Below are 24,833 nucleotides of genomic sequence, written 5' to 3' on the forward strand. Positions count from 1 at the left end.
CCTTCCTCCAGTACCGCTCAGGAACAATGGACGCCCCTGAACACGGACTTGAGGTGAATCCCCGCGATGCAGAGGGCCCCCGGATCCGGCACCGCCCTGGCCGCACCACCCGAGCTGGCCGCCGACCCGCTGGTCGCCGCCGTCACGGAGGCCGCCGTACGCGTACTGGCGCCGGAGGCGGAGCGGACCGCCGTGAGCGGGGTGCCGCGTACGCATCTGGACGCGCTCGCCTCGGCCGGCGCGTACGGGCTGATCGGATACGAACCGGATCCGGCCTACGGGCTGACGGCCCGCCAGGTGTTCCGGGAGGTGCACGAGGTCCTGGCCGCGGTGGACCCGTCGACCTGGTTCGTGTGGACCCAGCACGTCCCGCTGGCCAAGGCCCTGCGGCAGGCGGCCGGACCGGCGGGGGACGCCCTGCGCGAGAGCCGGCTGCCGGACCTCGCCGGCGGGAAGACGCGCGCCACCGCCGGCTTCGCGTTCCTGCGCCATCCGCGCCCGCCCGTCACCGCCCGGCGGGTCCCGGGCGGGTGGCGGCTCGACGGCCGGATGCCGTGGGTGACCGGGTGGGACCTGGCCGACACCGTGTTCGCCGGCGCGGTCGGCCCGTCCGACGAGGCGGTCCTCGCCCTGGTCGACCGCACCGACAGCGGCCTGAGCTCCGTCGCAGGAGCCCCGCTGTGGGCGATGGGCGGTACGCACACCGCCACCGTCGAACTGCGCGACGTCCACGTACCCGACGAGCGGGTGGTCGGGCTGCTGCCGAGGGCCGACTGGATCCGGGCCTACGACCTGGAGAACGCCGACGCGCAGCCGGCCGTCTTCGGCCAGCTGCGCGCCACCGCCGGCTTCCTCCTCCAGTCACCCCCGTACGAGGACCTCGGCCTGCGGCTGGCCGAGCGCACCGCCCGGCTGCGCGCCGAGGCCTACGCCCTGCGCGACGAGGTCCCGCGCGGGGAGCGCACCGGGGACCGCCTCACCCTCCGGGCCGCCGTCCTGGACCTGGCCGTACGGGCGGCGGCGACCTGCGTGGCGGTGGCGGGCGGCCGGGCGATCCAGTACGGGCACACCGCCGGCCGGCTCTCCCGCGAGGCCCAGTTCCACCTGATCCAGGCCCAGACCACCCCGCTGCGCGCGGAGACGGCCCGGCTGATGCTGGACGGCGTCTGAGCGGCGACCGGGGCCCGCGACCGACGCGGGGCGGACCGTGCCGGGGCCGAAACGGGCGTTGGCGCGGTCGATGGCGGCCTCCACCGTCAGCCGGGATTCACGGACCGGGTCCAGGGTGAGCTGGCGGGTCACGCCCTCCGCGCCCGTGAGGTCCTCCGCGCGCAGCACCATCCCGGTCAGCCGGGCCCGTTGCAGGCCGGCCGCGTCCATCAGGCGGTACGCGAGGGTGCGCAGGTCCTCGTCGTGGGCGGAGGGCTCCGCCAGCCGCCGGGACCTCTCCCACCGGGTGCCGCCCGCGAACTGGAGGGTCAGGGACAGGGACCGGGCGGCCTGGCGGCGTCCGCGCAGGGTGGCGCCGAGCCGGACCACGAGGCCGAGCAGCGCGGCCCGGGCGTGCGGGCCGTCCAGCTCCTGGCGGGTGAACCCGGTGCGGGCGGCGGCCGAGGAGGGCAGGTCGCGCGGGGTGACCGGGCGCGGGTCGATACCGCGGGCCCGCTCGGCCGCGAGCCGGCCGGCCCGTTTGCCGAGGATCCGCTCGACGACCCCGGGCGGGACGTGGGTGAGCGCCCCGACGGTGTGCAGCCCGTACCGGCGCAGCGCCTCGGCCTGGCGGGAGCCGAGCCCGTACAGCTCCTCCACCGGGAGGGGGGCCAGGAAGCCGGCCGCCGCCTCCTCGGGCACGGCCAGGACCCCGCCGGGTACGGGGATCCGGGCGGAGGCCATGGCCGCCACCGCCCAGGTGGCGGCGACCCCGATCCGGACGTCCGTGCCCAGCCGGGCCACCGCGCGCAGCCGGACCACTTCGGCGATGCGGGCGGGGTCGGCGCCGAAGTACCGCTGGGCGCCCCGGACCTGGACCAGCGCGGCGCGCGGCGGCAGGGCCTGGACCAGCGGGGAGAACTCGCGCAGCAGCTCCAGCACCTCGCGGTAGCCCTCCCCGGACAGGGCGGGGGCGCAGCGGACGTGCAGCACTCCGGCGGCGGTCCTGACGCCGCTCATCCCGCGCTCCCCGGGCTGGAGTGCCACAGCTTGCGGCCGGTGGCGGCGCGCTCCCCGGGCGGCTGGAGGTCGGCCCAGGGGTTCATCTCGTAGCCGGTGGGGAGGTGGATGCGGCGGCCGGTACCGGTGCCGGTGCCGTCCCCGGCGAGGGGTTCGGCGAGCCGGGCCGTGACCGCCTCCAGGCCGCTGTGCCCGCGCAGTTCGGCCAGCTCGGCGAGGTTCCAGGCGGCGGCCCCGACCACGCTCAGGCTCTGCGGGCCGCGCCGCTGCACGACTCCCCGTACGAGCAGCAGGAAGGAGTGGAAGACGGTGTGCGCGCAGGCCTCCTGGCTGTCGTCGAAGAAGGCCAGGTCGACCAGGCCGGTGCCGTCGTCGAGGGTGGTGAAGATGACGCGGCGGCCGGAGCGGACCGGCGGGGTCTGGGTGGCCGCCTTGGCGCCCGCGACGAGGACGGTCCGCCCGTGCCCGGTGTCCCGAAGCCGGGCGGCCGGGGTCACGCCCAGCTCGGCGAGGAAGGCGTGGTGGTCGTCCATCAGGTGGCGGGAGGCGTCCATGCCGAGGACTCCGAGTTCGGCGCTGAGCCGCTCGGCGTCGGTCAGGTCGGGCAGCCCGGCGGGGGCGGTGGACCGGCCGCCGCCGAGGGGCAGCTGGGCCGCGCCCCTGGTGCCGGCGGCGCGCTGGGCGCCGTGCAGCTCGGTCAAGTGCAGCAGCAGGTCGCGGCGGTTGGCGCCGAACGCGTCCAACGCCCCGACCTGGGCCAGCCGTTCGGCGACCGGCCGGCCGGGGTGGGCGCGGTCCCAGAAGTCGCGCAGGGAGGCGTACGGCTGGCCCGCCTCGATCCGGCGGGCCTCGGCCTCGCTGATGCCGTGGACGTCGGCCAGGGCGAGCCGCAGCCCCCACTCCTCCGGGTCATCGGACACCAGTTCGATGCGATGGGCGACCGCCGAGCGGTTCACGTCCAGCGGCAGCACCGGCACGCCCCGCCGCCGGGCGTCCGCCAGCAGCAGCCGCTTCGGGTACATCCCGGGGTCGTGGGTGAGCAGCCCGGCGTAGAAGGCCGCCGGGTGGTGGGTCTTGAGCCATGCCGACTGGTAGGTGGGCACGGCGAAGGCCACGGCGTGCGCCTTGCAGAAGCCGTAGCTGCCGAAGGCCTCGACGATCTCCCAGGTCCGGGCGATCACCTCGGGCGCGTAGCCGCGCCCGGCGGCCGTCGCCGCGAACCAGGCCTTGATCCGGCCCTGGGAGTCCGGGTCGGAGAGCCCGCGCCGCACCCGGTCGGCCTCGTCGCGGCCGCAGCCGGTCATGACGTGCACGATCTCGATGATCTGCTCGTGGAAGACGACCACCCCGTACGTCTCGCGCAGCGCGTCGGCCAGGTCCGGGTGCGGGAAGCGGACCGGCGCCCGCCCGTGCCGGGCCTCGATGAAGGGGCGCACCATGTCGGCGGCGACCGGGCCGGGCCGGAAGAGGGAGATGTCGACGACCAGGTCGTGGAAGGCGGCCGGCTGGAGCCGGCCCACCAGGTCGCGCTGTCCGGGGGACTCGATCTGGAAGCAGCCCAGCGTCTCGGCCGAGCGGATCAGTTCGTACGTCGGCCCGTCGCCCGGGGGCACCTGCGCGGGGTCGTCGAGGTCGAGCTCGCGGCCCGTCGCCCGCCGCAGCTCGGTGACCGCGTGCGCCATCGCGGACTGCATGCGCACGCCCAGCACGTCGAGTTTGAGCAGCCCGAGGTCCTCCACGTCGTCCTTGTCGAACTGGGACATGGGGAAGCCCTCGCCGCTGGTGGGGACCACCGGGGTGCGGGCGAGCAGCGAGGCGTCGGAGAGCAGCACCCCGCACGGGTGCATGGCGGTCCCGCGCGGCAGCGCGTCGAGCGCCTCGACGAGGTCCCACAGCCGCCCGTGCTCCTCGCCGCGCACCTCGCGGAGTTCGGGCAGTTCGGCCAGGGCGGCGCGGGCGTCGCGGGCCCGGATGTGCGGGAAGGCCTTGGCGAGCCGGTCGACGGCGGCCGGGTCCATGGACAGGGCGGCGCCGACGTCGCGGATGGCGTGGCGGACCCGGTAGGTCTCGGGCATGGCGACGGTGGCGACGCGCTCGGCGCCGAAGCGGCCGATGATCCGGCGGTAGACCTCCAGCCGGCGGGCGGATTCCACGTCGATGTCGATGTCGGGCAGCACGCGGCGGCGCTTGGACAGGAAGCGCTCCATCAGCAGGCCGTGCTCGACGGGGTCGGCGTGCGCGATGCCGAGGAGGTGGTTGACGAGGGAGCCCGCGCCGGAGCCGCGCGCGGCCACCCGGATGCCCATTTCCCGTACGTCGTCCACGACCTGGGCGACCGTCAGGAAGTACGAGGCGTAGCCGTGGTGGGCGATGACGTCGAGCTCCTCCTCCATCCGGTCCCAGTACGCGCGCCGTCCGGCGTAGCCGCGCAGCACCATGCCGGCCGAGGCGCGGGAGGCGAGCACCCGCTGGGCGGTGCGGTGCGCGGCGCCGACGAGGCGGGCCTCGGGGAAGTGCACGGAGCCGATGCCGAGGTCGTCCTCGGGGTCCACGGAGCAGGCCTCGGCGGTCTCCCGGGTCCGCGCGAGCAGCCGGCGGGCGTCGGCGGCGCGCAGTCCGGCCGCCTCGGCGATCCGCTCGGCGGCCTCCGCCATGGCGGCGGGGCCCTTGAGCCACCGCTCGCCGCTGTCGCGGGCGCCCCGGGGGCCGAGGGGGACGAGGCGGCGGGCGGCGTCGAGGACGTCGGCCACGGGACCCTGGCCGGGATCGGCGTACCGGACGGCGTTGGTCAGCACGGCCGTGACGCCCTGCTCGGCGGCGAAGCCGACGGTACGGGCGGCCAGTCGCAGCGAGCCGGGGCCGGTGCCGGTGCGGCCGTGGTGGACGGCCTCCAGGCGCAGGGCGTCGCCGTAGACGTCCCGCCAGGGCGCGAGCAGCCGCGCGGCCCGGTCGGGCCGTCCGGCGGCGAGCGCCCGCCCCACCTCGGACCCGGGCCCGAGCAGCACGAACACCCCTTCACCGCGCAACGCCTCCCACGACAGCCCGTGCCCTCCGGCGGCAGCGGAACCCGGCCCCGCGAGCCGGCCGGCGGCGGCGGACCCCGCCCGGGCCCCCGCGAACCCGTCGCCCTCGAAGCCGCCCGGCACCACGGGCCCGTCGCCGCCGAACCCGCCACCGGCACCCCCCGGCACGACCCCGCCGGAGGCGGCGTCCCCGGAACCCCCGGAACCCCCGGCCCATGCGGCCCACGCGGCTCCGCCGGACCCGGCAGCTCCGAGGAGACCCCCGTCGGCCCGGCCGGCAGACGGACCGCCCGCCCCGAGGAGGCCCCCGTAGGACCGCCCGGCCACGCCGGAGCCCGCGCCGCCGTCCGGCGCGGAGCCGGAGCCCGGGCCGGGGCCGCCGGCCCCCTCCCCCCGCCCGGCCGGGGCATGGGCGGCGGTGACCATCCGGCACAGCTCCGCCCACCCGGCGGCCCCGTCCCGGGCCAGGAAGACCGCGCGCGGGGCGGACTCGTCCACGAAGGCCCCGCCCCTGACGGGGGTACGCCTGCGGTACGAAGCCTCCCCGGCCGGGCCGGAGCCGCCCGGAGCCGCTGGACCCGCGGCCGGCGGCACGGGAAGGTCCACCCCGAACAGCGGCCGGATACCGGCCCCGGCGGCCGCCTTCGCGAACCGCACCGCGCCCGCGAGGGTGTCGCGGTCGGTGAGGGCGAGGGCGTCCATGCCCCGTTCGACGGCGCGTTCCGCCAGCCGCTCCGGGTGCGAGGCCCCGTACCGCACGGAGAACCCCGAAACGGTGTGCAGATGCGTAAAACCAGGCACCCGCGGCCTCCTGCTTCGCTCGACCTTCAACCTCCCCCTTCTCCACCATAGAGCAATTCGAATATCCGTGCGAAACACTTGTTCGATCATCCATTCGGCCCTCCCCTGCTGCGCCGGACCCCACGCGCGCCGAGCGTGGGCACCATGACCCACCCCACCAAGAGCAGGGGCTTCCTCGCCGAGATCAAGGACGCCGTGACCGCCCGGGCAGCCCTGCTGGTCATGGGAGTGCTGGCCCTCCAGCTGGCGTTCATCACCTCCTACATCGGGGCCTTCCACCACCCGAAGCCCAGCGAGATCCCGATCGCGGTGGCCGCCCCCGCCGAAGCCGTCGCCGCGCAGACCGCGAAGGGACTCGACGCCCTGCCGGGCGACCCGCTCGACCCGCGCGCGGTCAAGGACGAGGCGGCGGCGCTCGCGCAGATCAAGAACCGGGACGTGGACGGCGCACTGATCGTCGACCCGGCCGGCACCACCGACCGGCTGCTGGTCGCGAGCGGCTCCGGGGCCTCGCTGTCCCAGGCCCTGGAGCAGATCGTCGGCCTGGCCGAGAAGGCGCAGGGCCGCACGGTCCGGGTCGACGACGTGGCCCCCGCCGACAAGGGCGACGGCCGGGGCCTGAGCTCCTTCTACCTGGTCGTCGGCTGGTGCGTCGGCGGCTACCTGTGCGCCGCGATCCTGGCGATCAGCGCCGGCGCCCGGCCTGCCGACATCCACCGCGCGGTCATCCGGCTCGGCGCGCTGCTCCTGTACTCGATCGCCGCCGGGCTGCTCGGCACGCTCATCGCCGGCCCGGTGCTGGGCGCGCTGCCCGGCTCGATCCCGGCCCTGTGGGGGCTCGGCACCCTGGTGGTCTTCGCGGTCGGCGCGCTCACCCTGGCCTTCCAGGGGGTGGCGGGCGTGGTCGGCATCGGCCTGGCCATCCTGGTGGTCGTCGTGTTCGGCAACCCGAGCGCCGGCGGCGCCTACCCGTACCCGCTGCTGCCGCCGTTCTGGCGGGCGATCGGCCCGGCCCTGCCACCGGGCGCCGGTACGTACGCCGCGCGCTCCATCGCGTACTTCAAGGGCAACGGCGCGGGCGGGCCCATGCTGGTGCTGGCCGCGTGGGCGGTGGCCGGCGCCGTGATCACCCTGGCCTGCGCGGTCATGCGCCGCGGCCGCCCCGGAGCCGCGGTGGGCAGCGGCCTCCCCGACGACGCCCCGTCCGTCCCCCGCTTCACGAGCGGGGCGGCGGAACCGCGTTGAGCGCCCCCGGGGCGTGATCACCACCCTGCGGACGGGCCCGGAGGAGCTCGGCCGGGCGGTCCGCGAAGGGGCTCGGGGTCAGGCCGCGGCCGTGTGCACGACCTCGCCGGCCACCACCACCGTCTCGGCCACCGTGCCCGGGATGGACTCCGGGGCGATGCGCAGGATGTCGCGGGACAGCACCACGAAGTCGGCCGCCTTGCCCACGGTGAGGGAACCGCGCTCCCGCTCCAGGAAGTTGGCGTGGGCGGAGCCCATCGTGTAGCCGTACACCGCCGTCTCCACGTCCACCGTCTCCTCCGGCCGCCAGGGTTCGCCGCCGCCCAGGGGGCGGCGGGTGACGGCGGTGTAGATGCCGATCATCGGGTCCATCTCGGCGACGTTCCAGTCGCTGGAGAAGGCCAGCACCGCCCCCGCCCCGTGCAGGCTCCGCATCGGCCAGGCCTTGTGCCAGCGGTCCTCGCCCACGTTCTCGGCCCAGTCCTGTCCCGGGCCGGCGATCTCGGGCGCGCAGTGCCTCGGCTGCATGCAGGCGACCACGCCCAGCTCCGCGAAGCGGGGCACGTCCTCGGGGTCCAGGCATTCCACGTGGACCACCTGGTGGCGGGCGTCGCGCGGGCCGTTCACCGTCCGGGCGTGCTCGACGGCGTCGAGGACGGTGCGGATCCCCCGGTCGCCGGTGGCGTGCACGAAGCACTGGAAGCCCCGCGCGTCCAGCTTCGCCAGCAGCTCCGCGAACTCCTCCGCCGGGTAGAAGGTCTCGCCGCGGTGGTGCCCGCAGCCGGTGTACGGCTCCAGCAGCGCGGCCGTACGGGGTTCCACCACGTCGTCGATGTACAGCTTGAGCGGGCCGACCCGCAGCCGGTCGTCCGCGAAGCGGCGGGCCGCCTCCGCGAACTCGTCGAGGTCGGCGTCGCCGGTGCCGCGCGGGTGGAACAGCGCCGCCACGATCCGCGAGCGCAGCCGCCCCTCCGCCCGTGCCCGTTCGAAGAGTTCGAGGTCGTCGAGGGAGTTCTGCGGCTCGACCACGGTGGTGATGCCGAAGCCGATGGCGTCGTCGAGGCTCTTGGCGAGCCGCCCGTACTGCCGGTCCGGCGACGCCCACGGCACGCCGAGTTCGCGCAGCGCCCGGTGGCCCTCGCGGGAGAGCCCCTTGACGGCGAAGTCCGTGACGAAACCGGTGGGCTCACCGGTCCCCGGGTCGGTCGCGGCCGTGCCGAAGGGCAGGTCGGTGCGGTCGCGGGTGACGCCGAGGCGGCGCAGGGCGGCCGTGTTCAGCCAGGCCGTGTGGACGTCGTACGAGAGCACGATCGCCGGCACGTCCCCGGTGACCGGGTCGAGGTCGGCGGCGCACGGCATCCGCCCGCCCGGGATGGCGGAGTAGTCGAAGGCCTCGGCCTCGATCCACTTCGCGTCCGGGTTGGCCTCACGCCAGGCCAGGATCCGCTCGTGGATGCCCTCCAGGGTGCGCACCCCCGCCAGCTGGACGCAGTCGGCGTCGGAGCCGAGCCGGACGTGGTTGTGGGCGTCGATGAAGCCGGGCAGGACCAGCTTCCCGGCGGCGTCGACGCGTTCGGTGCCGGGTCCGGCCCAGGCGGCGGCCTCGTGGTCGGGGCCGATCCACACGATGCGGCCGTCGCGCACGGCGAGGGCCTCGGCCTCGGGCAGGTCCGGGTCCACGGTGTGGATGCGGGCTCCGGTGAGCAGCAGGTCGGCGGGGTGGTTCACGGGCGGTGCTCCTGTGTCGCGGTGGCGGGAGGGGTCAGGCGGCGGCCGGGACGGGGGCGGGGGTCCGGCGGTACAGGGCCGCGTAGGCGAGGCCGGAGACGACCGAGCCGAGCAGGGTGAGGTCGGCACCGCCGAGGGGTGCCACGAGCGGCCCGGTCCACAGCTCGGAGTCGCAGGTCAGGGTGGCGAAGGTGATGCCGGCCAGGAGGGCGGCCAGGCCGGCCGGGTGGTAGCCGGAGCGGTACCAGTAGGCGCCACCGGGGCCGGTGGTGTGCAGGGCGTCGCCGTCGTAGCGGCAGCGGCGCAGCAGCATGTCGGCGAGGAAGACCCCGCCCCAGGGCGCGAAGACGATGATCAGGAGCGAGAGGAAGGAGGTCAGCGCGCTCGTGAAGTCGGTGAGGAAGAGTGCGGCGAGGGAGCCGGCTCCGGTGATGGCGGCGCTGACGACGATGGCCTTGGCCCGGGACCACGGAATGCCGAGTACCTGGAGGTTCAGGCTGGACGAGTAGAGGGTGATGATCGAGTTGGTGACGGAGCCGCCCAGTACGAGGGCCAGGAACAGCGGCTGGAACCAGCCGGGCAGCAGGCTTTCGGTGCCGGCGACGGCGTCGGTCATGTCGGTCCGGGTGGCGGCGGCGACGCCCGCGACGCCGAGGGCGACGGAGGAGAGGAAGCCGCCGAGGGCCCCGTACCAGGTGATCGACTTCAGCGAGGTGGTGCGGGGCAGGTAGCGGGTGTAGTCGGCGGGCATCGGCAGGTACGAGAAGGGGGCCGCCAGCATGATCACGAAGGCCAGGCTCCAGCCGGAGGCGCCGGGCACGGTGGTCGCGGGGGCGGCGGTGTCGGCGCCGGGGAGCAGGAAGGCGAGCAGGGCGGCGAAGCCGGCGGCGAGGACGTAGGCCATCCAGCGTTCGGCGAACTGGACGGTGGCGTGGCCCCACATGGCCACGACGAAGGTCAGGGCGAGGGTGACGAAGAGGGCGGCGGCGCGGGCGGGGGTGCCGTGGAGCAGGCCCAGGTCCGCCAGGAAGACCTCCAGGGCGAGGGTGCCGACGACGGTGTTGAGGATGGTGTAGCCGATGCCGACCAGCCAGTTGAGGACTCCGGCGGGGAGATTGCCCCGGACGCCGAAGGCGGCGCGGGAGATGACCAGGGTGGCGGTGCCGGTGCGGATGCCCGACAGTCCGGCGGCGCTGATGGCGAAGAAGGCCAGTCCGCTGATCACGACCACGGCGGTGGCCTGCCAGAAGGTGAGGCCGAAGGCGACGGCCAGGGCTCCGTTGATCACGTAGGTGAAGGTCAGGTTGGAGCCGAACCAGAGCCAGAAGAGGTCACGGGCGCTGCCGTGCCGCTCGCCGTCCGGGATCGGATCGATGCCGCGCGTCTCGACTCTGAAGATCTCGTCACTCATCGTGCACGCACCCTTGATCTTGAATGGCGTTCTAAGTTCTTGAATGGCATTCAAGATGAGGGGTGGGTCCGGCCCCCGTCAAGACCCCGTCCGGGATAAGGTCGGCCCACGAAGATCGGGAGGCGGCGGCGGTGGCAGGAGCGGCACGGCGGCGCGACGGGCAGGTCGCCCAGGAGCGCATGCTGGAAGAGGCCATGGCGGCGATCGCCGAGGACGGGCTCGCGGCACTGACCATGTCCAAGCTCGCCGACCGCCTCGGCACCAGCGGCGGCCACATCCTCTACTACTACGGCAGCAAGGACCGGCTGCTGCTGGAGGCGCTGCGCTGGAGCGAGGAGCGGCTGGCGGCCGAACGCAAGGCCCTGCTGCACCGCCGGGTCACGGCCGCCCGCAAGCTGGAGCTCTTCCTGGAGCTGTACCTGCCCCGGGGTCCCCGCGACCCGCGCTGGACCCTGTGGATCGAGCTGTGGGCCCGTACGCCGTCCAACGAGGACCTGCGCGCCGCCCAGGAGGAGATCGACGCCGGCTGGCACGAGGACCTGGGGGCCCTGCTGGCGAAGGGCGTCGAACAGGGCCGGTTCGCCCCGACCGACACGGCCGCCCGGGCCTCGGAGCTGCTCGCCCTGCTCGACGGGCTGAGCACCCGGGTGGTGCTGGGCCAGCGGGACGCGGACCGGGCGCGGGCCCTGGAGCGGGCGCGCTCGGCGGCGGCCCTGCTGGTCGAGCACCGCTGAGCCCCGGACGGGGTCCGGAGGCTGCGGTGCGGCGGGGCGGGAACTCCTTCAACGGGAAATCCCGATGGCTCAATTCGACGCCCAAAAGCGGAAGCAGCCTTGCCGAAAATGGCCTTCGCGGGTAGGCCGAAGGCCCCTCCTCACACACCCCGAGCGCCGCGATCACGCCACTGACCTGCGAGAGAATCCAGGAACCAGAGACCCGCGGGCGTTTGTGGAAACTTTCACGAGAATTTCCCTCCCAGTGCGCCCTACCGCGCTCCCCCACCGGGGAGCACAATCGGCCTGACTGCTCGCGTCGGACGTGAGGGAGGGAGCGCGTGCGCAAAGAGGTGCGCACCGCGGACGGCCGCGCCCTGATGGCGGAACGGTGGGGGGACCCGGACGGCAGGCCCGTCTTCCTGCTCCACGGGATGCCCGGCAGCAGGCTCGGCCCGGCACCCCGCGGCATGGTCCTCTACCAGCGGCGGATGCAGCTCATCGGCTACGACCGGCCCGGCTACGGCGGCTCCGGACGCCACCCGGGCCGCACCGTCGCCGACGTGGCCCAGGACGTGGCCGCGATCGCCGACGCCTTCGGACTGGACACGTTCGCCGTGGCCGGCCGCTCGGGCGGCGCCCCCGGCGCCCTGGCCTGCGCCGCCCTGCTGCCGGAGCGGGTCACGCGGACCGCGGCCCTGGTGCCCCTCGCCCCCCGGGACGCGGAGGACCTGGACTGGTTCGCCGGGATGGCCGCGTCGAACGTACGGGAGTACACCACCGCCACCGACGACCCCGAGGAACTGGCGGCCCGGCTGATCCCGCGCGCCGCCGGCATCGCCCGGGACCCCGGCCGGCTCCTGGACGAGCTGCGCCGGGAGCTGACCGCCAGCGACCGCATGATCGTCTCGGACGCGGGCCTGCGGTCGATGCTGCTGCGCAACTACCGGGAGGGCGTGCGCGCTTCGGCGTACGGCTGGATCGACGACATCCTCGCCTTCAGCAGCCCCTGGGGCTTCGACCCCGCCGACATCCGCTGCCCCGTACTGATCTGGCACGGGGAGCTCGACGTCTTCTCCCCCGTGGGCCACGCGCGCTGGCTGGGCCGCCGCATCCCCGGCGCCACCACCGCCATCGATCCGGACGCCGCGCACTTCGCGGCGCTGCGCGCGCTGCCCGACGTGCTCACCTGGCTGCTGCGCGAACTGCCCACCCCCTCCGTGGGCGAACAGCAGCCCGCCTGAGGGCTGTCCGGCCTGCGACGACGCGGTCCGGGCCGGACCCCCGGAAAACTGGATCTTGCGCTGCGGCGAACGGCCGGATGCGGGTCCTCGATAAATGCACCACGCTTTCTATAGAACGCTTGACCAGGCGTCATGCCTCGGTTGCCAATGGGGTGTGGACGAGTAAAGTCCACGCTTGACAGCAGCGATGCGCTGACGTCATTCCCGCCCATTCCAGATGGCCTCCCCGAGGACGGTGTCGTGAACACTTCCGCAACCCCCCCGACCAGCACGGTCAAGGACCGTCGCGTCCCGCTCGCGAAGATCGACGTCCGCAGCGCTTCCGCGGCCGCGGTTCTCGAACGCGTACTTCCGTCGGAATCCGGCCGTCGCGTTCAGGCACCGATCTTCAACTCAGCGCTCTGACGATCAGTTATGAGCTCTAGACTGGTGGAATGACCCGCACGATCGCTTTCCGCGAGATCGTCCTGAAGGTTCACAGCAGATGCGATCTCGCTTGTGATCATTGCTATGTCTACGAACACGCAGATCAGAGCTGGCGAGCCCGGCCGAAAGTGATCTCCCCCGAGGTCATTTCCCAGACCGCGTCGCGGCTCGCCGAACATGCCCGTGACCATGCACTCCCCTCCGTCACGGTGATCCTCCACGGAGGGGAACCCCTGCTGGCCGGCCCCGACCGACTGCGGCTCGTGTGCGAGGAGTTCACCCGCGCACTCGCCGGAACCGCCGACCTCGACCTGCGGATCCACACCAACGGGCTCCAGCTCAGCCGCCGTTACCTGGACCTCTTCGCCGAGTACGGCGTCCGGGTCGGCGTCTCCCTCGACGGGGACCGCGCGGCCAACGACCGCCACCGCCGTTTCGCCGACGGCCGCTCCAGCCACCCGCTCGTGCTGGCCGCCCTGGACCTGCTGCGCTCCGCGCCCTACCGCCACCTCTACCAGGGCCTGTTGTGCACCGTGGACGTGGCCAACGACCCGGTCGCGGTGCTGGACGCGCTGGTCGCACTGGAGCCGCCCCGGGTGGACTTCCTGCTCCCCCACGCCACCTGGGAGGCCCCGCCGGACCGGCCCGACGGTGCGCCCGACGCGTACGCCCGCTGGCTGCTGCGGGTCTTCGACCGCTGGGAGCAGCTGGAACGGCCGGTGCCCGTACGGCTCTTCGAGTCCCTGCTGTCCACGCTGCGCGGCGGACCCAGCCTGACGGAGTCCCTGGGGCTGGCCCCGACCGACCTCGTCGTGGTGGAGACGGACGGGACGCTGGAGCAGGTCGACTCCCTCAAGAGCGCCTTCGAGGGGGCCGCCGCCACCGGCTTCGACGTCTTCGGCCACGCCTTCGAGCAGGTCGCCGCGCACCCCGGGGTCCGGGCGCGGCAGCTCGGGCTCGCGGGTGTCAGCGGCACGTGCCGCCGCTGCCCTGTCGTACGTTCGTGCGGGGGCGGTCTCTACACGCACCGCTACCGGGAGGACAACGGCTTCGACAACCCCTCCGTGTACTGCTCCGACCTGCGCGAGCTGGTGGACGGGGTCGAGGGGCGCACCGCCGCCCGGCAGACCGCTCCCGAGCTGGCCGACCCGGCCGAACTGGCCCGGTCCCAGGAGGAGCTGACCCGGATCCTGCTGGCCCGGCTGCACGGGGACCTCGCGGGGGACCCCGCCTGGGCGCGGGCCTGGGAGCTGCTGGCCGGGGTGGAGGGGGCCGGGGAGGCGGGCGCGGACGCGCTGGACGCCGTACTGGGCCACCCGTTCACCCGGACCTGGGTGCTGGAGGCCCTGGACGCCGTGCGGGAGGGGCGCCCGGACGGCCCGGCCGCGGCCCGCCGGCTGGCCGCGCTGACGGCGGCCGCCGTGCTGCGGGGCGGGCTGGAGCTGCCGGCCGAGGTGGCCTACCGGGACGGGGAGGTGTACCTGCCGACGCTGGGGCTGCTGCGGCTCGGGGAGCCCGGCACCCGGGGGCGCGCCCTGCTGCACGCCACCGGCGAGGGGTACGCGGTCGTCCGGGCGGGGCGCACCGAGCACCGCTTCGGCCCGGCGGCGGAGGACGCGCGCTGGCTGCCCGTACGGACCTGGTCGCCCGGGCCCGGGGAGCCGGCGGTGGCGCTGGAGGACCTGGACCCGTACCGCAATTGCTTCGCCCGCCCGCCCCGGCTGCGGCTCGGGGCCGGGGAGGCCGACGAGTGGCGGGGCCGCCTCGACGCGGCCCGGGCACTGCTGCTGCGCACCGTCCCCGGGTTCGCGCGGGCGGCCGCCGCCGGGCTGGGCACCCTCACCCCGCTCGCCGGCGGCCCGCGGGCCGGGGGCTGGGGCGAGGCCGGGCGGCACGGGCCGGGCGCGCTCGGGGTTCCGTACGCCGCCGGGGTCAGGGAGACCGCGCTCGCCCTGCTGACCGGGCGGCGGCGGGCCCGGCTGCGGGAGCTGACCGAGGTGGCCGACCTCTACGCGCTGGACGGGGCCTGGCAGCACCCCTCGCCCTGGCGGACCCGGCCGGTGCCGGTCTCGCGGCTGCTGGCCGACGTGCACGAGCGGGTCGCGGTGGAGGCGTACCGCCGGGCCACGGGCACGCAGGAGCCGGGCGGCGCGGACCGGATCCACCGCGCGCTGGACCGGCTGGCGGAGGCGGCGGAGCTGACGGTGAGCGGCAAGCGGCTGGTGGAGGAGCTGCGCTGGGAGCTGAAGGCGGTCGACGCGTGACCGCACCGGCAGCCGCCTCGGCTGCCCCGCCAACACCGCCGGCCCCACCCGCGGCCCCACCCGCCCCGCCCGGCCGCTACCAGCTCGCCGCCGGGCTCCGGCTGCTCGGCGTGCGCCCCGGACAGCGCCTGCTGGTGCACGCCGCCCTCGGCGGCACCGGCCTGCGCGCCGAGACGCTGCGCGACGCCCTGCTCGGGGTCCTCGGCCCCCGGGGCACCCTGCTCGTCCCGGCCTTCACCGCGGAGAACTCCCTCACCTCCACCGCCCACCTGGCCCGCGTCGCCGGTCTCGACGAGGCCCGGGTGGCGGCCTTCCGGGCCCGGATGCCGCCCTTCGACCCGGACCGCTCCCCGAGCCAGGGCATGGGCGTCTTCGCCGAGGTGGTCCGCACCACCCCGGGCGCCGCCCGCAGCGGCCATCCGCAGACCTCCTTCGCCGCGCTCGGCGCGGACGCGCACCGGCTGTGCGCGGGGCACCGCACCGAAAGCCACCTGGGTGAGGATTCCCCGCTGGGAAAGCTGTGCTGGGAGGGAGGACAGGTACTCATGATCAATGTGGGATTTTCGGCCTGTACTGCTTTCCATCTCGCGGAGTATCGAATTCCGAAGCCCCCCTTGCGCATGTACGACTGTGTGGTGAAGGTGAACCTTCCGGAGGGGCGGGGAGGGCGCCCTCAGGAGGGGGAGTGGACGAGGTACGAGGACGTCGCGCTGGACGACGGGGATTTCGAGGAGATCGGCCGGGCGTTCCCGGATTCGCTGGTGCGCGGGGGGCGGGTGGGAGGGGCGTCCGCGGTGTTCTTCTCGATTCCGCACGCCGTGGACCACGCCCAGGCCTGGATGACCGAAAACAGACGCTGATTGACTGAACGATGAGGGGATGTGGCGAAGCAGCTCCGGAATGATGTTTCTTCGCTCGCAGCTTCGGGACGGGGGTCGTGTGCCCGCATCAGTGCAGCCGTACTTTTTTCTCAGTTATGCGCATACACCGAGGTTCGGGCCGGGAGGACCCGATCCCGACATGTGGGTGGAGCGCCTCTTCCGTGACCTGTGCAGTCACATCATGGCGCTCACGGACCTGCCGGCCGGATCCGAGGCCGGCTTCATGGACCGGGAGATACGCAGCGGCGAGGGCTGGTCGGAACGGCTCGGGGCGGCGCTCGCCACCTGCCGGGTCTTCGTCCCCCTGTTCTCGCCGCGCTACTTCGCCAGTGAGATGTGCGGGAAGGAGTGGTTCGCCTTCGCGCAGCGCACCATCCAGCACGGGGCGGTCAGCAACCAGCCGGCCGCCGAGGCCATCGTCCCCGCCCTGTGGGTGCCGGTGCCGCCGTCCCAGCTGCCGGGCCCGGCCGAGCGGTTGCAGTTCAACCACAACACCTTCGGCGAGCGCTACGTCACCGACGGGCTGTACGGCCTGATCAAGCTGCGCGGGTACGCCGAGCAGTACGAGCAGGCCGTGTACGAACTGGCCCGGCGGATCGTCCGGGTCGCCGAGACCGTGCGCCTGCACCCGGTGCGCCCGCTGGACTACCGGGTGGTGCCCAGCGCCTTCGGGCACAGCGGCGGCCAGGGTCCCGCTCCCGGCGGCAGCCCCTCCCGCACCCTCCACGTGACCGTGGCCGCCGCCTCCCGGCACGACCTGCCGGACGGCCGCAGCCCCGAGTACTACGGGGAGAGCGCGCTGGACTGGAACCCGTACCACCCGACCTCCCAACGGCCCGTCGCCTACGTCGCCGAGGACCTGGTCAAGAACCTCAACTACCAGACCACGATGTCCTCCTTCGACGACGAGGCCGGCCACTTCGACAGCAAGCAGCCGCCCACCCGCCCCGAGATCCTGATCGTCGACCGCTGGGCGGTGGAGGACGAACAGCGCCGCCAGCGGCTGGCCGCCTTCGACCAGGAGCACCGCCCGTGGATCAACGTGGTCGTGCCGTGGAACCGGTACGACCACCAGAGCCGGGCCAAGGAGGCCGAGCTCGCGCGCCGGCTGGAGGAGACCCTGCCGGTCAAGATGGGCCAGGGCCGGGCCGCCTGCCGGGCCGCGGCCAACGGCGTGGCCAGCATGGAGACGCTCGGCCAGATCCTGCCGCAGGTGGTCGAGGCGGCCGCGCAGCAGTACCTCAGACACGCGCAGGTGTACCTGCCCGCCGGGAACACCTCCACCGAACGCCCGCGGCTGCTGGGCCCGATGGGGATGGGCGGGCCGCCGCCGTTACCGCCGCCGGCCCCCTTCCCGCACGCGCGGCGGCCCGACGACGGCACCGGCCCGGACGGCGACACCGACGAGCACGGCGCACACACCGACACAGACCCGGGGGGACGCGGATGACAGCCAGTCGTGACAGCCGAGACGGACGCATCGTCACCTTCTACTCGTACAAGGGCGGCACCGGCCGCACGATGGCCCTCGCCAACACCGCCTGGATCCTCGCCGCCAACGGCAAGCGGGTCCTCGCCGTGGACTGGGACCTGGAGGCCCCGGGCCTGCACCGCTTCTTCCACCCCTTCCTGGACCCCTCCACCCTGGGGGCCACCACCGGGGTCATCGACCTGATCAGCGAGTACGCCTGGGCCGCCACCAGCCCCGTGCAGCGCGCCGCCGACTGGCACAAGGAGTACGCGCGGATCCAGCCGCACGCCGTCTCCCTCACCCCGGAGACCCACGGCTGGGAGTTCCCGGACGGCGGCACCCTCGACTTCGTCTCGGCGGGCCGGCAGAACCGCGAGTACTCGGCGACCGTGTCCACCTTCGACTGGGACAACTTCTACGACCGGCTCGGCGGCGGCCTCTTCTTCGACGCCCTGCGCGCCGACATGAAGGCCAACTACGACTACGTCCTGATCGACAGCCGCACCGGCCTGTCCGACATCGCCGACATCTGCACCGTCCACCTCCCCGACGTCCTGGTCGACTGCTTCACCCTGTCCGACCAGTCCATCGACGGCGCGGCCGCGGTGGCCCGGCAGATCGACGAGCGGTTCAACGACCGCGGCATCAAGATCTACCCGGTGCCCATGCGCATCGACGAGGGCGAGAAGGAGAAGGCCGACGCGGGCCGCGCCCTGGCCCGCCTGAAGTTCGACCGCTTCCCCAACGGCCTCGTCGGGGACGAGCTGACCTCCTACTGGGGCGCCGTGGAGATCCCGTACCGCCCCTACTACGCCTACGAGGAGACCCTGGCCACCTTCGGCGACGAGGCCGGGCTGACCAATTCCCTGCTCTCCGCCTTCGAACGGCTCACCACGGTGGTCACCGGCGGCGAGATCACCTCCATGCCGGTGATCGGCGAGGAGGTGCGGCTGCGGATCCGGGACGCCTTCACCCGGCGCCGCCCGGCGCTGCCCGCCGACCTGTTCCTCTCCTACGTCGCCGAGAACCGGATGTGGGCCGACTGGATCGAGTCGGTGCTCACCCGGGCCGGCTTCCGGGTCGTGCCCAAGGACGTGTCGGCCGAGCGCGCGCCCGACGCGGCCGCCGGCGACACCCTGGGCGGGGCGGGGATCGGCGTGGACACCGCCGCCCGGACCGTGGTGCTGCTCTCCAGCGCCTACCTCAAGTCGGCCCGGGCCGTGGACGTGTGGAACCGTGCCGCCGCCGAGGACCCGACCGGGGGCAGGCGCCACCTGGTGCCGCTGCGGGTGGGTGACGTACGCCTGGCCACGCCCTACATCGACCGGAACCCGGTGGACCTGTTCCGGCTCGACGAGGTGCACGCGACCGCCGCCCTGCTGCGTGCGGTGGAGCGGCCGATGGCGCTGCCGGACACCGTGGCCAGCGCCTCCCAGCCCGGCCCCCGCTTCCCGGGCACGGTCCCGAAGATCTGGAACGCACCGCCCCGCAACCCCGGCTTCACCGGCCGGTCCATCGTGCTGGAGCGGATGCGCGACCAGCTCGGCGGCGGCATGGCCGTGGTGCTGCCGCAGCCGCAGACCCTGTACGGGCTCGGCGGCGTGGGCAAGACCCAGGTGGCGCTGGAGTACGTGCACCGGTTCATGGCGGACTACGACCTGGTCTGGTGGATCTCCTCGGAGCAGACGGACGACGTGGTCGCGGCCCTCGCGGAGCTGGCCGTACGGCTGGGCGCTCAGACCGGCGAGGACATGTCGGCCGCCTCGCAGGAGGCGATCGACCTGCTGCGGCGCGGGGTGCCCTCCTCGCGCTGGCTGCTGGTCTTCGACAACGCCGACGATCCCGAGACCCTCAAGCGGTTCTTCCCGCCGGGCGGCCCGGGGCACGTGCTGGTGACCTCGCGCAACCAGTCCTGGTCCCAGTACGGGGACGCGCTGCCGGTGGACGTGTTCCTGCGCGAGGAGTCCATCGAGCACCTCCAGCGCCGCGCGCCCGGGCTGGGCAAGGAGGACGCCGAGCAGGTGGCCGTGGCGGTGGGCGACCTGCCGCTCGCCGTCGAACAGGCGGGCGCCTGGATCGCGGAGACCGCGACGCCGGTGTCCGCGTACCTGGAGCAGCTCGCCGAGCAGACGGCGCGGGTGCTGGGCCTGAACCAGCCCGCCGGGTACCCGCAGCCGGTGGCGGCGACGTGGAACGTGTCGATCGAGCGGCTCCAGTCCCGCTCCCCCGCCGCCGTGCGGCTGCTCCAGCTGTGCGCCTTCTTCGCGCCGGAGCCGATATCGGCGAACCTCCTCTACAGCAAGGAGATGATCGACGCGCTCAAGCCGTACGACGCCTCGCTCCAGGAGAAGCTGGTGCTGGGCCGGGTGATCCGGGAGATCGGCCGGTTCGCGATGGCCAAGGTCGACCAGGTCGGCAACAGCATCCAGGTGCACCGGCTGGTCCAGGCGGTGATCCGGGCGCAGCTGTCGGAGGAGGAGCAGCGCGAGGCGCGGCACGCGGTGCACCGGATCCTGGCGGGGGCGCGCCCCGACGACGACGAGCCGATAGACAACCCGGAGACCTGGCCGAAGTTCAACACGATCTGGCCGCACCTGAGCCCGTCCGAGGCCCGGTTCTGCGTGGAGCCGGAGACCCGCCGGCTGCTGATCGACCGGGTGCGCTACCTGTGGAAGCGCGGTGACTTCAAGGCGGCGTACGCGCTGGGCGAGGAACTGCGCGAGGCCTGGCGGGAGATGCTGGGCAGCGACGACCTCCAGTACCTGTACCTGCGGTTCCACCTGTCGAACATCCTGCGGTCGCAGGGCCGGTTCGTGGAGGCGAAGGAGCTGGACGAGGTGACGCTGGACCGGCAGCGGGCCGCGCTGGGCCCCTCGCACCCGCACACGTACATGACCACCAGCGGTCTGGCGATGGACCTGGGCGCGCTGGGCCGGTACGGGGAGGCGATGGAGCTGGCGACGGCCGCGCACGAGGGATTCGGGCAGATCTTCCACGAGGCGCACCCGCGCACCCTGGCGGCGGCGAACAACCTGGCGCTGAACCTGCGGATGGTCGGGCAGTACGCGCGGGCCCGGGAGATCGACCAGGAGGTCTTCGACCGGCGCACCGAGGTGTTGGGCCCGGACCACCCGTACACCCTGTCCTCGGCGCAGAACCTGGCCCGGGACCTGCGCGAGGTGGGCCGGTACGACGATTCGGTGCAGCTGCTGAGCCGGACGTACGAGATCTACAAGCGGCAGCTGGGCCGGGCCTTCCCGGGCACGCTGTCGGCGGCGAAGAACCTGGCGGTGTCACTGCGGCGGGCCGGGGAGCTGGAGAACGCGCTGCGGCTGACGACGGCGACCCGCAACCGGTACCGGGCCAAGTACACCTCGGTCAATCCCGACCTGCTGGCCTGCGAGCTGAACCTGGCCTCGGACCTGTTCGCGACGGGTGATCCGGGCGCGGCCCGGGACCTGGCGCAGGAGGTGGTGGACGAGTACATGAAGGTGCCGGGCGAGAAGCACCCGTACACCCTGGCCGCCGTCAACAACCTGGCGGTCTTCCACTGGGGCGCGGGCGCCGCGGAGACGGCGGACCCGATGCTGCGGCAGACGATCCGCAGCATGCGCGAGGTGCTGGGCGACAACCACCCGCACACGGTCTTCGCGCACCTGAACCTGGCCAACGCGCGGGCCGATCTGGGTGACCCGGAGGGGGCTCTGGAGCTGGAGCGGATCGCGGTGGTGCGGCTGCGCGAGGCGCTGGGGGCGCACCATCCGGAGACCCTGGCGAGCGCGTCGAACATGGCCGTCAGCCTGGACATGCTGGGCCGCAAGGAGGAGGCGGCGCGGGTGCGGGCGGAGGCGGTGTCCGAGCTGACGCGGCTGCTCGGGGAGGACCACGGTCTGACCCGGTACGCCCGTGACGAGCGGCGGGTCCACCGGGACCTGGAGCCGCTCGCGGTGTGATCCGACGGCGGGTGGCGGGGCTTCGCGGCCCCGCCGCCCGGGAACGAGCGCAGGGGGCGCCGTGACCGACAGCACGACCTTTCGCAACGAGGACCTGCCGGTCCTCTTCCACCACACCGATCAGGCGGCGGTCTCCCGGCAGCGGGAGTCGACGCGGGCCACGCGCGTGCAGCTGCTGCTGCTGGTCGCGGCCGCGGGGGCCGCGGCCCTGCCGGCCGGGCCCGCGGTGGGCGGGCTGCACGTGTTCGCGGCGGTGAGCGCGCTGGCGTACGCGGGGGTGCTGGCCGTGGGCGTACGGGCGGGCAGTCGGCGGGCCCGTCCGCAGTGGCAGCTCAACCGCAGCGCGGCCGAGTTCATCAAGTCCCTGGCGTGGCGTTACGCCGTGCACGGGGCACCGTTCGGGTCCGAGGTCGCCGGGCCGGAGGGGGTGTACCGGGCGCGGCTGGAGAAGGGGCTGGACGAGCTGCGCAAGATGGGCTGGGAGGATCCGCGGACGGCCGGCCTGGTGCCGGAGGGCGGGGAGATCACCGGGGCGATGCAGCGGCTGCGCGGGCTGGACTACCAGGCGCGCAGGGAGACGTACGTCCGGGACCGGCTGATCGAGCAGCGCAACTGGTACCGGCGCAGGACGGAGGGGGCGCGGCGGACCACGGCGCTGTGGTCGTGGACGATCGTGCTGCTGACGTGTCTGGCGCTGCTGCTGGCGCTGCTGGGTGCCTTCGGTTCGGGGCCCGGGGCGGGGCCGGCGGGGTTGCTGAGCGCGGCCGCGGTGGCGGGGATCGCCTGGAACGAGGTGCGCCGCCGTCATCCGCTGATCGAGGCGCACACTCTGATCGAGCAGGACCTGGCGGCGATGATGGTGGTGATGCAGACGACCATCACGGAGTCGCAGTGGCCGTCCGCCGTGTACGAGACGGAGCGGTACGTGTCGCCGCAGCACACCGACTGGCTGGCCCGGCACAGCAGTTGAGGAATTCGCAGCAGTCGGGGAATCCGCGGTGGTCGAGGCCGGCGGAGAGGGGCGTGGCTCAGTCGCGGGTCACGCCCTCGCGCCAGATGACGGTGACGGGTTTGCCGAGGGCCCGGGCGTAGGCGACGATCTCGCCGGTGCCGCCGTGCCCGCGGGCGGGGAGGCCGTCCCAGACGGCGACGAGCCGGTCGCAGCAGTCGGCGATGTAGGTGCCGGCGGCGTAGTAGGCCTCGTCGGTGGAGCGGGCGAAGGCCAGCCGGACCTCCTGGGCGGCGCGGCGCTTGAGCCGCCGGTAGCCGGCGAGGGCGTCGGGGTGCTCGAAGGTGTCCTCGTAGTCCCCGCTGGGGATCACGACGGTGAGGTCGGCACCGTGTTCCAGGGCGATGTCCGCGAAGAGCTGGTCTGCTCCGTCGGCGAGGCTGGAGAAGGCCTCCAGCGGGCCCCGGTGGCCCGCGAGCACGGCCCGCAGGCCCTCCTCCACATGGCCGAGCACCTCATCGGGAATCGACCGGTGGCCGGTCACTCCGATGCGCTTCATACGAGCTCCTCCCCCGTGGGCGCCCTGGACATCCTGGACATCCTCCCAGAAGGAGGGAGGACGTCCAGGGGGCCTGCGCGGGGGCCGGCCGTCAGTAGACGCTGACGCCGTAGGCGTTGAGGGCTTCGACGACGGGCTGGAAGAACGTGGTCCCGCCCGAGGAGCAGTTGCCGCTGCCGCCGGAGGTGAGGCCCACGGCGCGGCTGCCGGAGTAGAGGGGGCCGCCGCTGTCGCCGGGTTCGGCGCAGACGTTGGTCCTGATCATCCCGTAGACGATGTCGCCGCCGCCGTAGTTCACGGTGGCGTTGAGGCCGGTGACGGAGCCGCTGTGGATGCCGGTGGTGGATCCGCGCCGGGTGACGGACATGCCGGTGGTGGCGTTGACGGCGCTGGTGATGTCCTGGCTGCCGACGGTGCCGGGCGGGACCGGGCTGTTGCTGGCGTACTTGATGAGGCCGTAGTCGTTGGTGGGGAAGCTGGAGCCGGCGGTGCTGCCGACGACGGTGGTGTGGGAGGAGTTGGTCCACCAGGTGCCGGCGCCTTCGGTGCAGTGGCCGGCGGTCAGGATGTAGTAGTTGCTCCCGCTGCGCACGTTGAAGCCGAGCGAACAGCGCCAGCTGTTGGCGTAGATGGCGTCGCCGCCGGAGAGCAGCTTGGTCAGCTTGCCGGGGGTGCGTTCGATGCGCAGCGCGGCGGCGTCGGCGCCGGCCTCGCGGCGGATTCTGGCGATGTCTGCGGCGGTGACGGTGGAGTCGGCGGTGACCACGAGGGTGCCGGTGGCGGGGTCGGTGTGCCATGCGGTGCCGGCGACGTCGGCGCGCAGGACGGAGGCCCCGGCGGCGGCGAGGCGGGCGGCGCTGAAGCCGTTGCCGTCGTCGTCCGCGCTGGCGGCGGTGGGGGTGGCGAGGGCTGCCGTGGCGGCCAGGCCGGCGGCCAGGGCGAGCAGGCGCAGGCGGATGGTGCTGTTGGTCCTCACTTCACGTCCTCCCGGGTGGGGGTCGGGGGCCCGGCTGGGGTGGGGGTGCCGGAGCCCGTGAGCGGCGGTGGGGGGACACTGCGGGTGCGCGGCCGGGAAGCCGCACTCTCGTCGTGACCCTGACAAGTCCGCCGGGTGACGCTGAACGGGAGTGTCCTGGCGTCAGTCACCGGCGGCAAGGGCGCCTTTCAGCCGACGCTCCCCGGCGGCGACCTCGAAGGGCAGGGTGTTCCCCGGCGGCGGGAACGGGCAGATGAAGTGGTCGGCGAAGGCGCAGGGCGGGAGCTGGGCCCGGTTCAGGTCCACCGTGATGGAGCCGTCGGGGGCGGGGGTACCGGGGTGCAGGAAGCGGAAGCGGTAGCTGGAGTCGCCGCTGGTGGCGTCCGCGAAGACGGCCCAGAGGCTGCCGTCGTCCTCGTCCACGGCCACCTGGAGGGTGTGCGGGACGCCTTCGCGGACGAAGGCGAGCTCGCCGCCGAGGCCGAGGCCGCGGGCGCGCCCGTCGGCGTTGCCGACCTGGACGGTCCGCCGCTCGGGGTACGGGCGGAAGTGTCCCGGCACCGTGAAGTCCGGGTCGTACGGGGTGGCCTCGATGCCGGCGAAGGCGCGCCGGGCCGGGGCGGCGGGGTCGTAGACGCGGACCGCCCACTGCCCCTCGCGCCGGATCACCACGAGCCGTACCTCCCCGGCCGCGAGCCGGGAGTGCGCGGGCCGGCCCTCGTCCGCGGCGAGGGCGGCCTCCCCTATGAGGGGCCGCCCGTCGAGCTCGATCCCGTCCTCGGCGGAGGCGCTCAGCACGACCCCGCCGTCGTGGGCGCGCCAGTGCCCCGGAACGGCCGGAATTCGACCTTCCGGGTAGTCGGTGATCCAGTGGGTGCCCGTCAGGGCGAGGGGTCCGTAGGGGGCGGAGACGGTGGCCGAACGGTGCTCGTGCCACTCCCGCCAGGCCTTGCCCGCTTCGTCATCGCTCATGCCGCTCAGCCCTTCCCCCGCGGGCCGGGCGGGAACCTTCCGGTAACC

The 24,833-nt window shown here is 74.1% G+C and carries 16 protein-coding genes; 9 read left to right on the forward strand and 7 right to left on the reverse strand.

What is annotated here, in order from left to right:
• Window positions 1-861: 861 nt before the first annotated feature.
• Entirely contained in the window at window positions 862-2,169 is a 1,308-nt protein-coding gene (locus ACZ7IF_RS25025; RefSeq protein ID WP_470975193.1) for a DNA polymerase Y family protein, read from the reverse strand.
• Window positions 2,166-5,993 carry a DNA polymerase III subunit alpha gene (locus ACZ7IF_RS25030; protein ID WP_470975195.1) on the reverse strand — a complete coding sequence of 1,276 codons (3,828 nt, stop codon included), beginning with the start codon at window positions 5,991-5,993 and terminating at the stop codon, window positions 2,166-2,168. The genes ACZ7IF_RS25025 and ACZ7IF_RS25030 overlap by 4 nt, the downstream gene beginning before the upstream one ends.
• A 144-nt stretch (window positions 5,994-6,137) precedes the next feature.
• Between ACZ7IF_RS25030 and ACZ7IF_RS25035 the strand changes: the two genes are divergently transcribed.
• Window positions 6,138-7,238, forward strand: coding sequence for a DUF3533 domain-containing protein (locus ACZ7IF_RS25035; RefSeq protein WP_470975197.1), 1,101 nt, complete (start codon window positions 6,138-6,140; stop codon window positions 7,236-7,238).
• A gap of 78 nt (window positions 7,239-7,316) precedes the next feature.
• On the opposite strand, the gene ACZ7IF_RS25040 is transcribed toward ACZ7IF_RS25035, so the two are convergent.
• Complete coding sequence (locus tag ACZ7IF_RS25040; protein WP_470975199.1) at window positions 7,317-8,966, reverse strand: amidohydrolase; 1,650 nt, start codon at window positions 8,964-8,966, stop codon at window positions 7,317-7,319.
• 34 nt (window positions 8,967-9,000) lie between these two features.
• On the reverse strand, window positions 9,001-10,377 hold the full coding sequence (locus ACZ7IF_RS25045) for a purine-cytosine permease family protein (protein ID WP_470975203.1): 1,377 nt from the start codon (window positions 10,375-10,377) through the stop codon (window positions 9,001-9,003).
• Window positions 10,378-10,508: 131 nt separating this feature from the next.
• On the opposite strand from ACZ7IF_RS25045, the gene ACZ7IF_RS25050 reads away from it, so the two are divergent.
• The 8 genes from ACZ7IF_RS25050 to ACZ7IF_RS25085 all read left to right on the forward strand — a co-directional run bounded on the left by ACZ7IF_RS25050 (window position 10,509) and on the right by ACZ7IF_RS25085 (window position 22,299).
• On the forward strand, window positions 10,509-11,111 hold the full coding sequence (locus ACZ7IF_RS25050; protein WP_470975206.1) for a TetR family transcriptional regulator C-terminal domain-containing protein: 603 nt from the start codon (window positions 10,509-10,511) through the stop codon (window positions 11,109-11,111).
• Between the two features lie 359 nt (window positions 11,112-11,470).
• Window positions 11,471-12,334 (forward strand): alpha/beta fold hydrolase, encoded by an 864-nt coding sequence (locus tag ACZ7IF_RS25055; protein ID WP_470975356.1) that lies wholly within the window; start codon window positions 11,471-11,473, stop codon window positions 12,332-12,334.
• Between the two features lie 147 nt (window positions 12,335-12,481).
• Window positions 12,482-12,739 (forward strand): FxSxx-COOH cyclophane-containing RiPP peptide, encoded by a 258-nt coding sequence (fxsA, locus tag ACZ7IF_RS25060; RefSeq protein ID WP_470975359.1) that lies wholly within the window; start codon window positions 12,482-12,484, stop codon window positions 12,737-12,739.
• A gap of 29 nt (window positions 12,740-12,768) precedes the next feature.
• The gene (gene fxsBH / locus ACZ7IF_RS25065) at window positions 12,769-15,024 is read left to right on the forward strand and encodes a radical SAM/SPASM protein FxsBH, inactivated beta-hydroxylase extension form (RefSeq protein WP_470975209.1); all 2,256 of its coding nucleotides are present in this window, start codon (window positions 12,769-12,771) and stop codon (window positions 15,022-15,024) included.
• Window positions 15,021-15,884, forward strand: coding sequence for an AAC(3) family N-acetyltransferase (locus ACZ7IF_RS25070; protein WP_470975212.1), 864 nt, complete (start codon window positions 15,021-15,023; stop codon window positions 15,882-15,884). The genes fxsBH and ACZ7IF_RS25070 overlap by 4 nt, the downstream gene beginning before the upstream one ends.
• A 43-nt stretch (window positions 15,885-15,927) precedes the next feature.
• Complete coding sequence (locus ACZ7IF_RS25075; RefSeq protein ID WP_470975362.1) at window positions 15,928-17,355, forward strand: TIR-like protein FxsC; 1,428 nt, start codon at window positions 15,928-15,930, stop codon at window positions 17,353-17,355.
• Window positions 17,352-21,329, forward strand: a complete 3,978-nt coding sequence (fxsT, locus tag ACZ7IF_RS25080) for an FxSxx-COOH system tetratricopeptide repeat protein (protein ID WP_470975215.1) — start codon at window positions 17,352-17,354, stop codon at window positions 21,327-21,329. The genes ACZ7IF_RS25075 and fxsT overlap by 4 nt, the downstream gene beginning before the upstream one ends.
• Before the next feature lie 61 nt (window positions 21,330-21,390).
• Window positions 21,391-22,299, forward strand: a complete 909-nt coding sequence (locus ACZ7IF_RS25085) for a DUF4231 domain-containing protein (protein WP_470975218.1) — start codon at window positions 21,391-21,393, stop codon at window positions 22,297-22,299.
• Window positions 22,300-22,357: 58 nt separating this feature from the next.
• Here ACZ7IF_RS25085 and ACZ7IF_RS25090 read toward each other — a convergent pair whose 3' ends face one another.
• The 3 genes from ACZ7IF_RS25090 to ACZ7IF_RS25100 form a co-directional block, all read right to left on the reverse strand.
• On the reverse strand, window positions 22,358-22,837 hold the full coding sequence (locus ACZ7IF_RS25090; RefSeq protein ID WP_470975221.1) for a hypothetical protein: 480 nt from the start codon (window positions 22,835-22,837) through the stop codon (window positions 22,358-22,360).
• A gap of 91 nt (window positions 22,838-22,928) precedes the next feature.
• Entirely contained in the window at window positions 22,929-23,813 is an 885-nt protein-coding gene (locus tag ACZ7IF_RS25095; protein ID WP_470975224.1) for a S1 family peptidase, read from the reverse strand.
• Window positions 23,814-23,975: 162 nt separating this feature from the next.
• Complete coding sequence (locus ACZ7IF_RS25100) at window positions 23,976-24,785, reverse strand: DUF1684 domain-containing protein (protein WP_470975227.1); 810 nt, start codon at window positions 24,783-24,785, stop codon at window positions 23,976-23,978.
• Window positions 24,786-24,833 lie beyond the last annotated feature (48 nt).

The sequence above is a fragment of the Streptomyces sp. NPDC037421 genome (assembly GCF_055602105.1).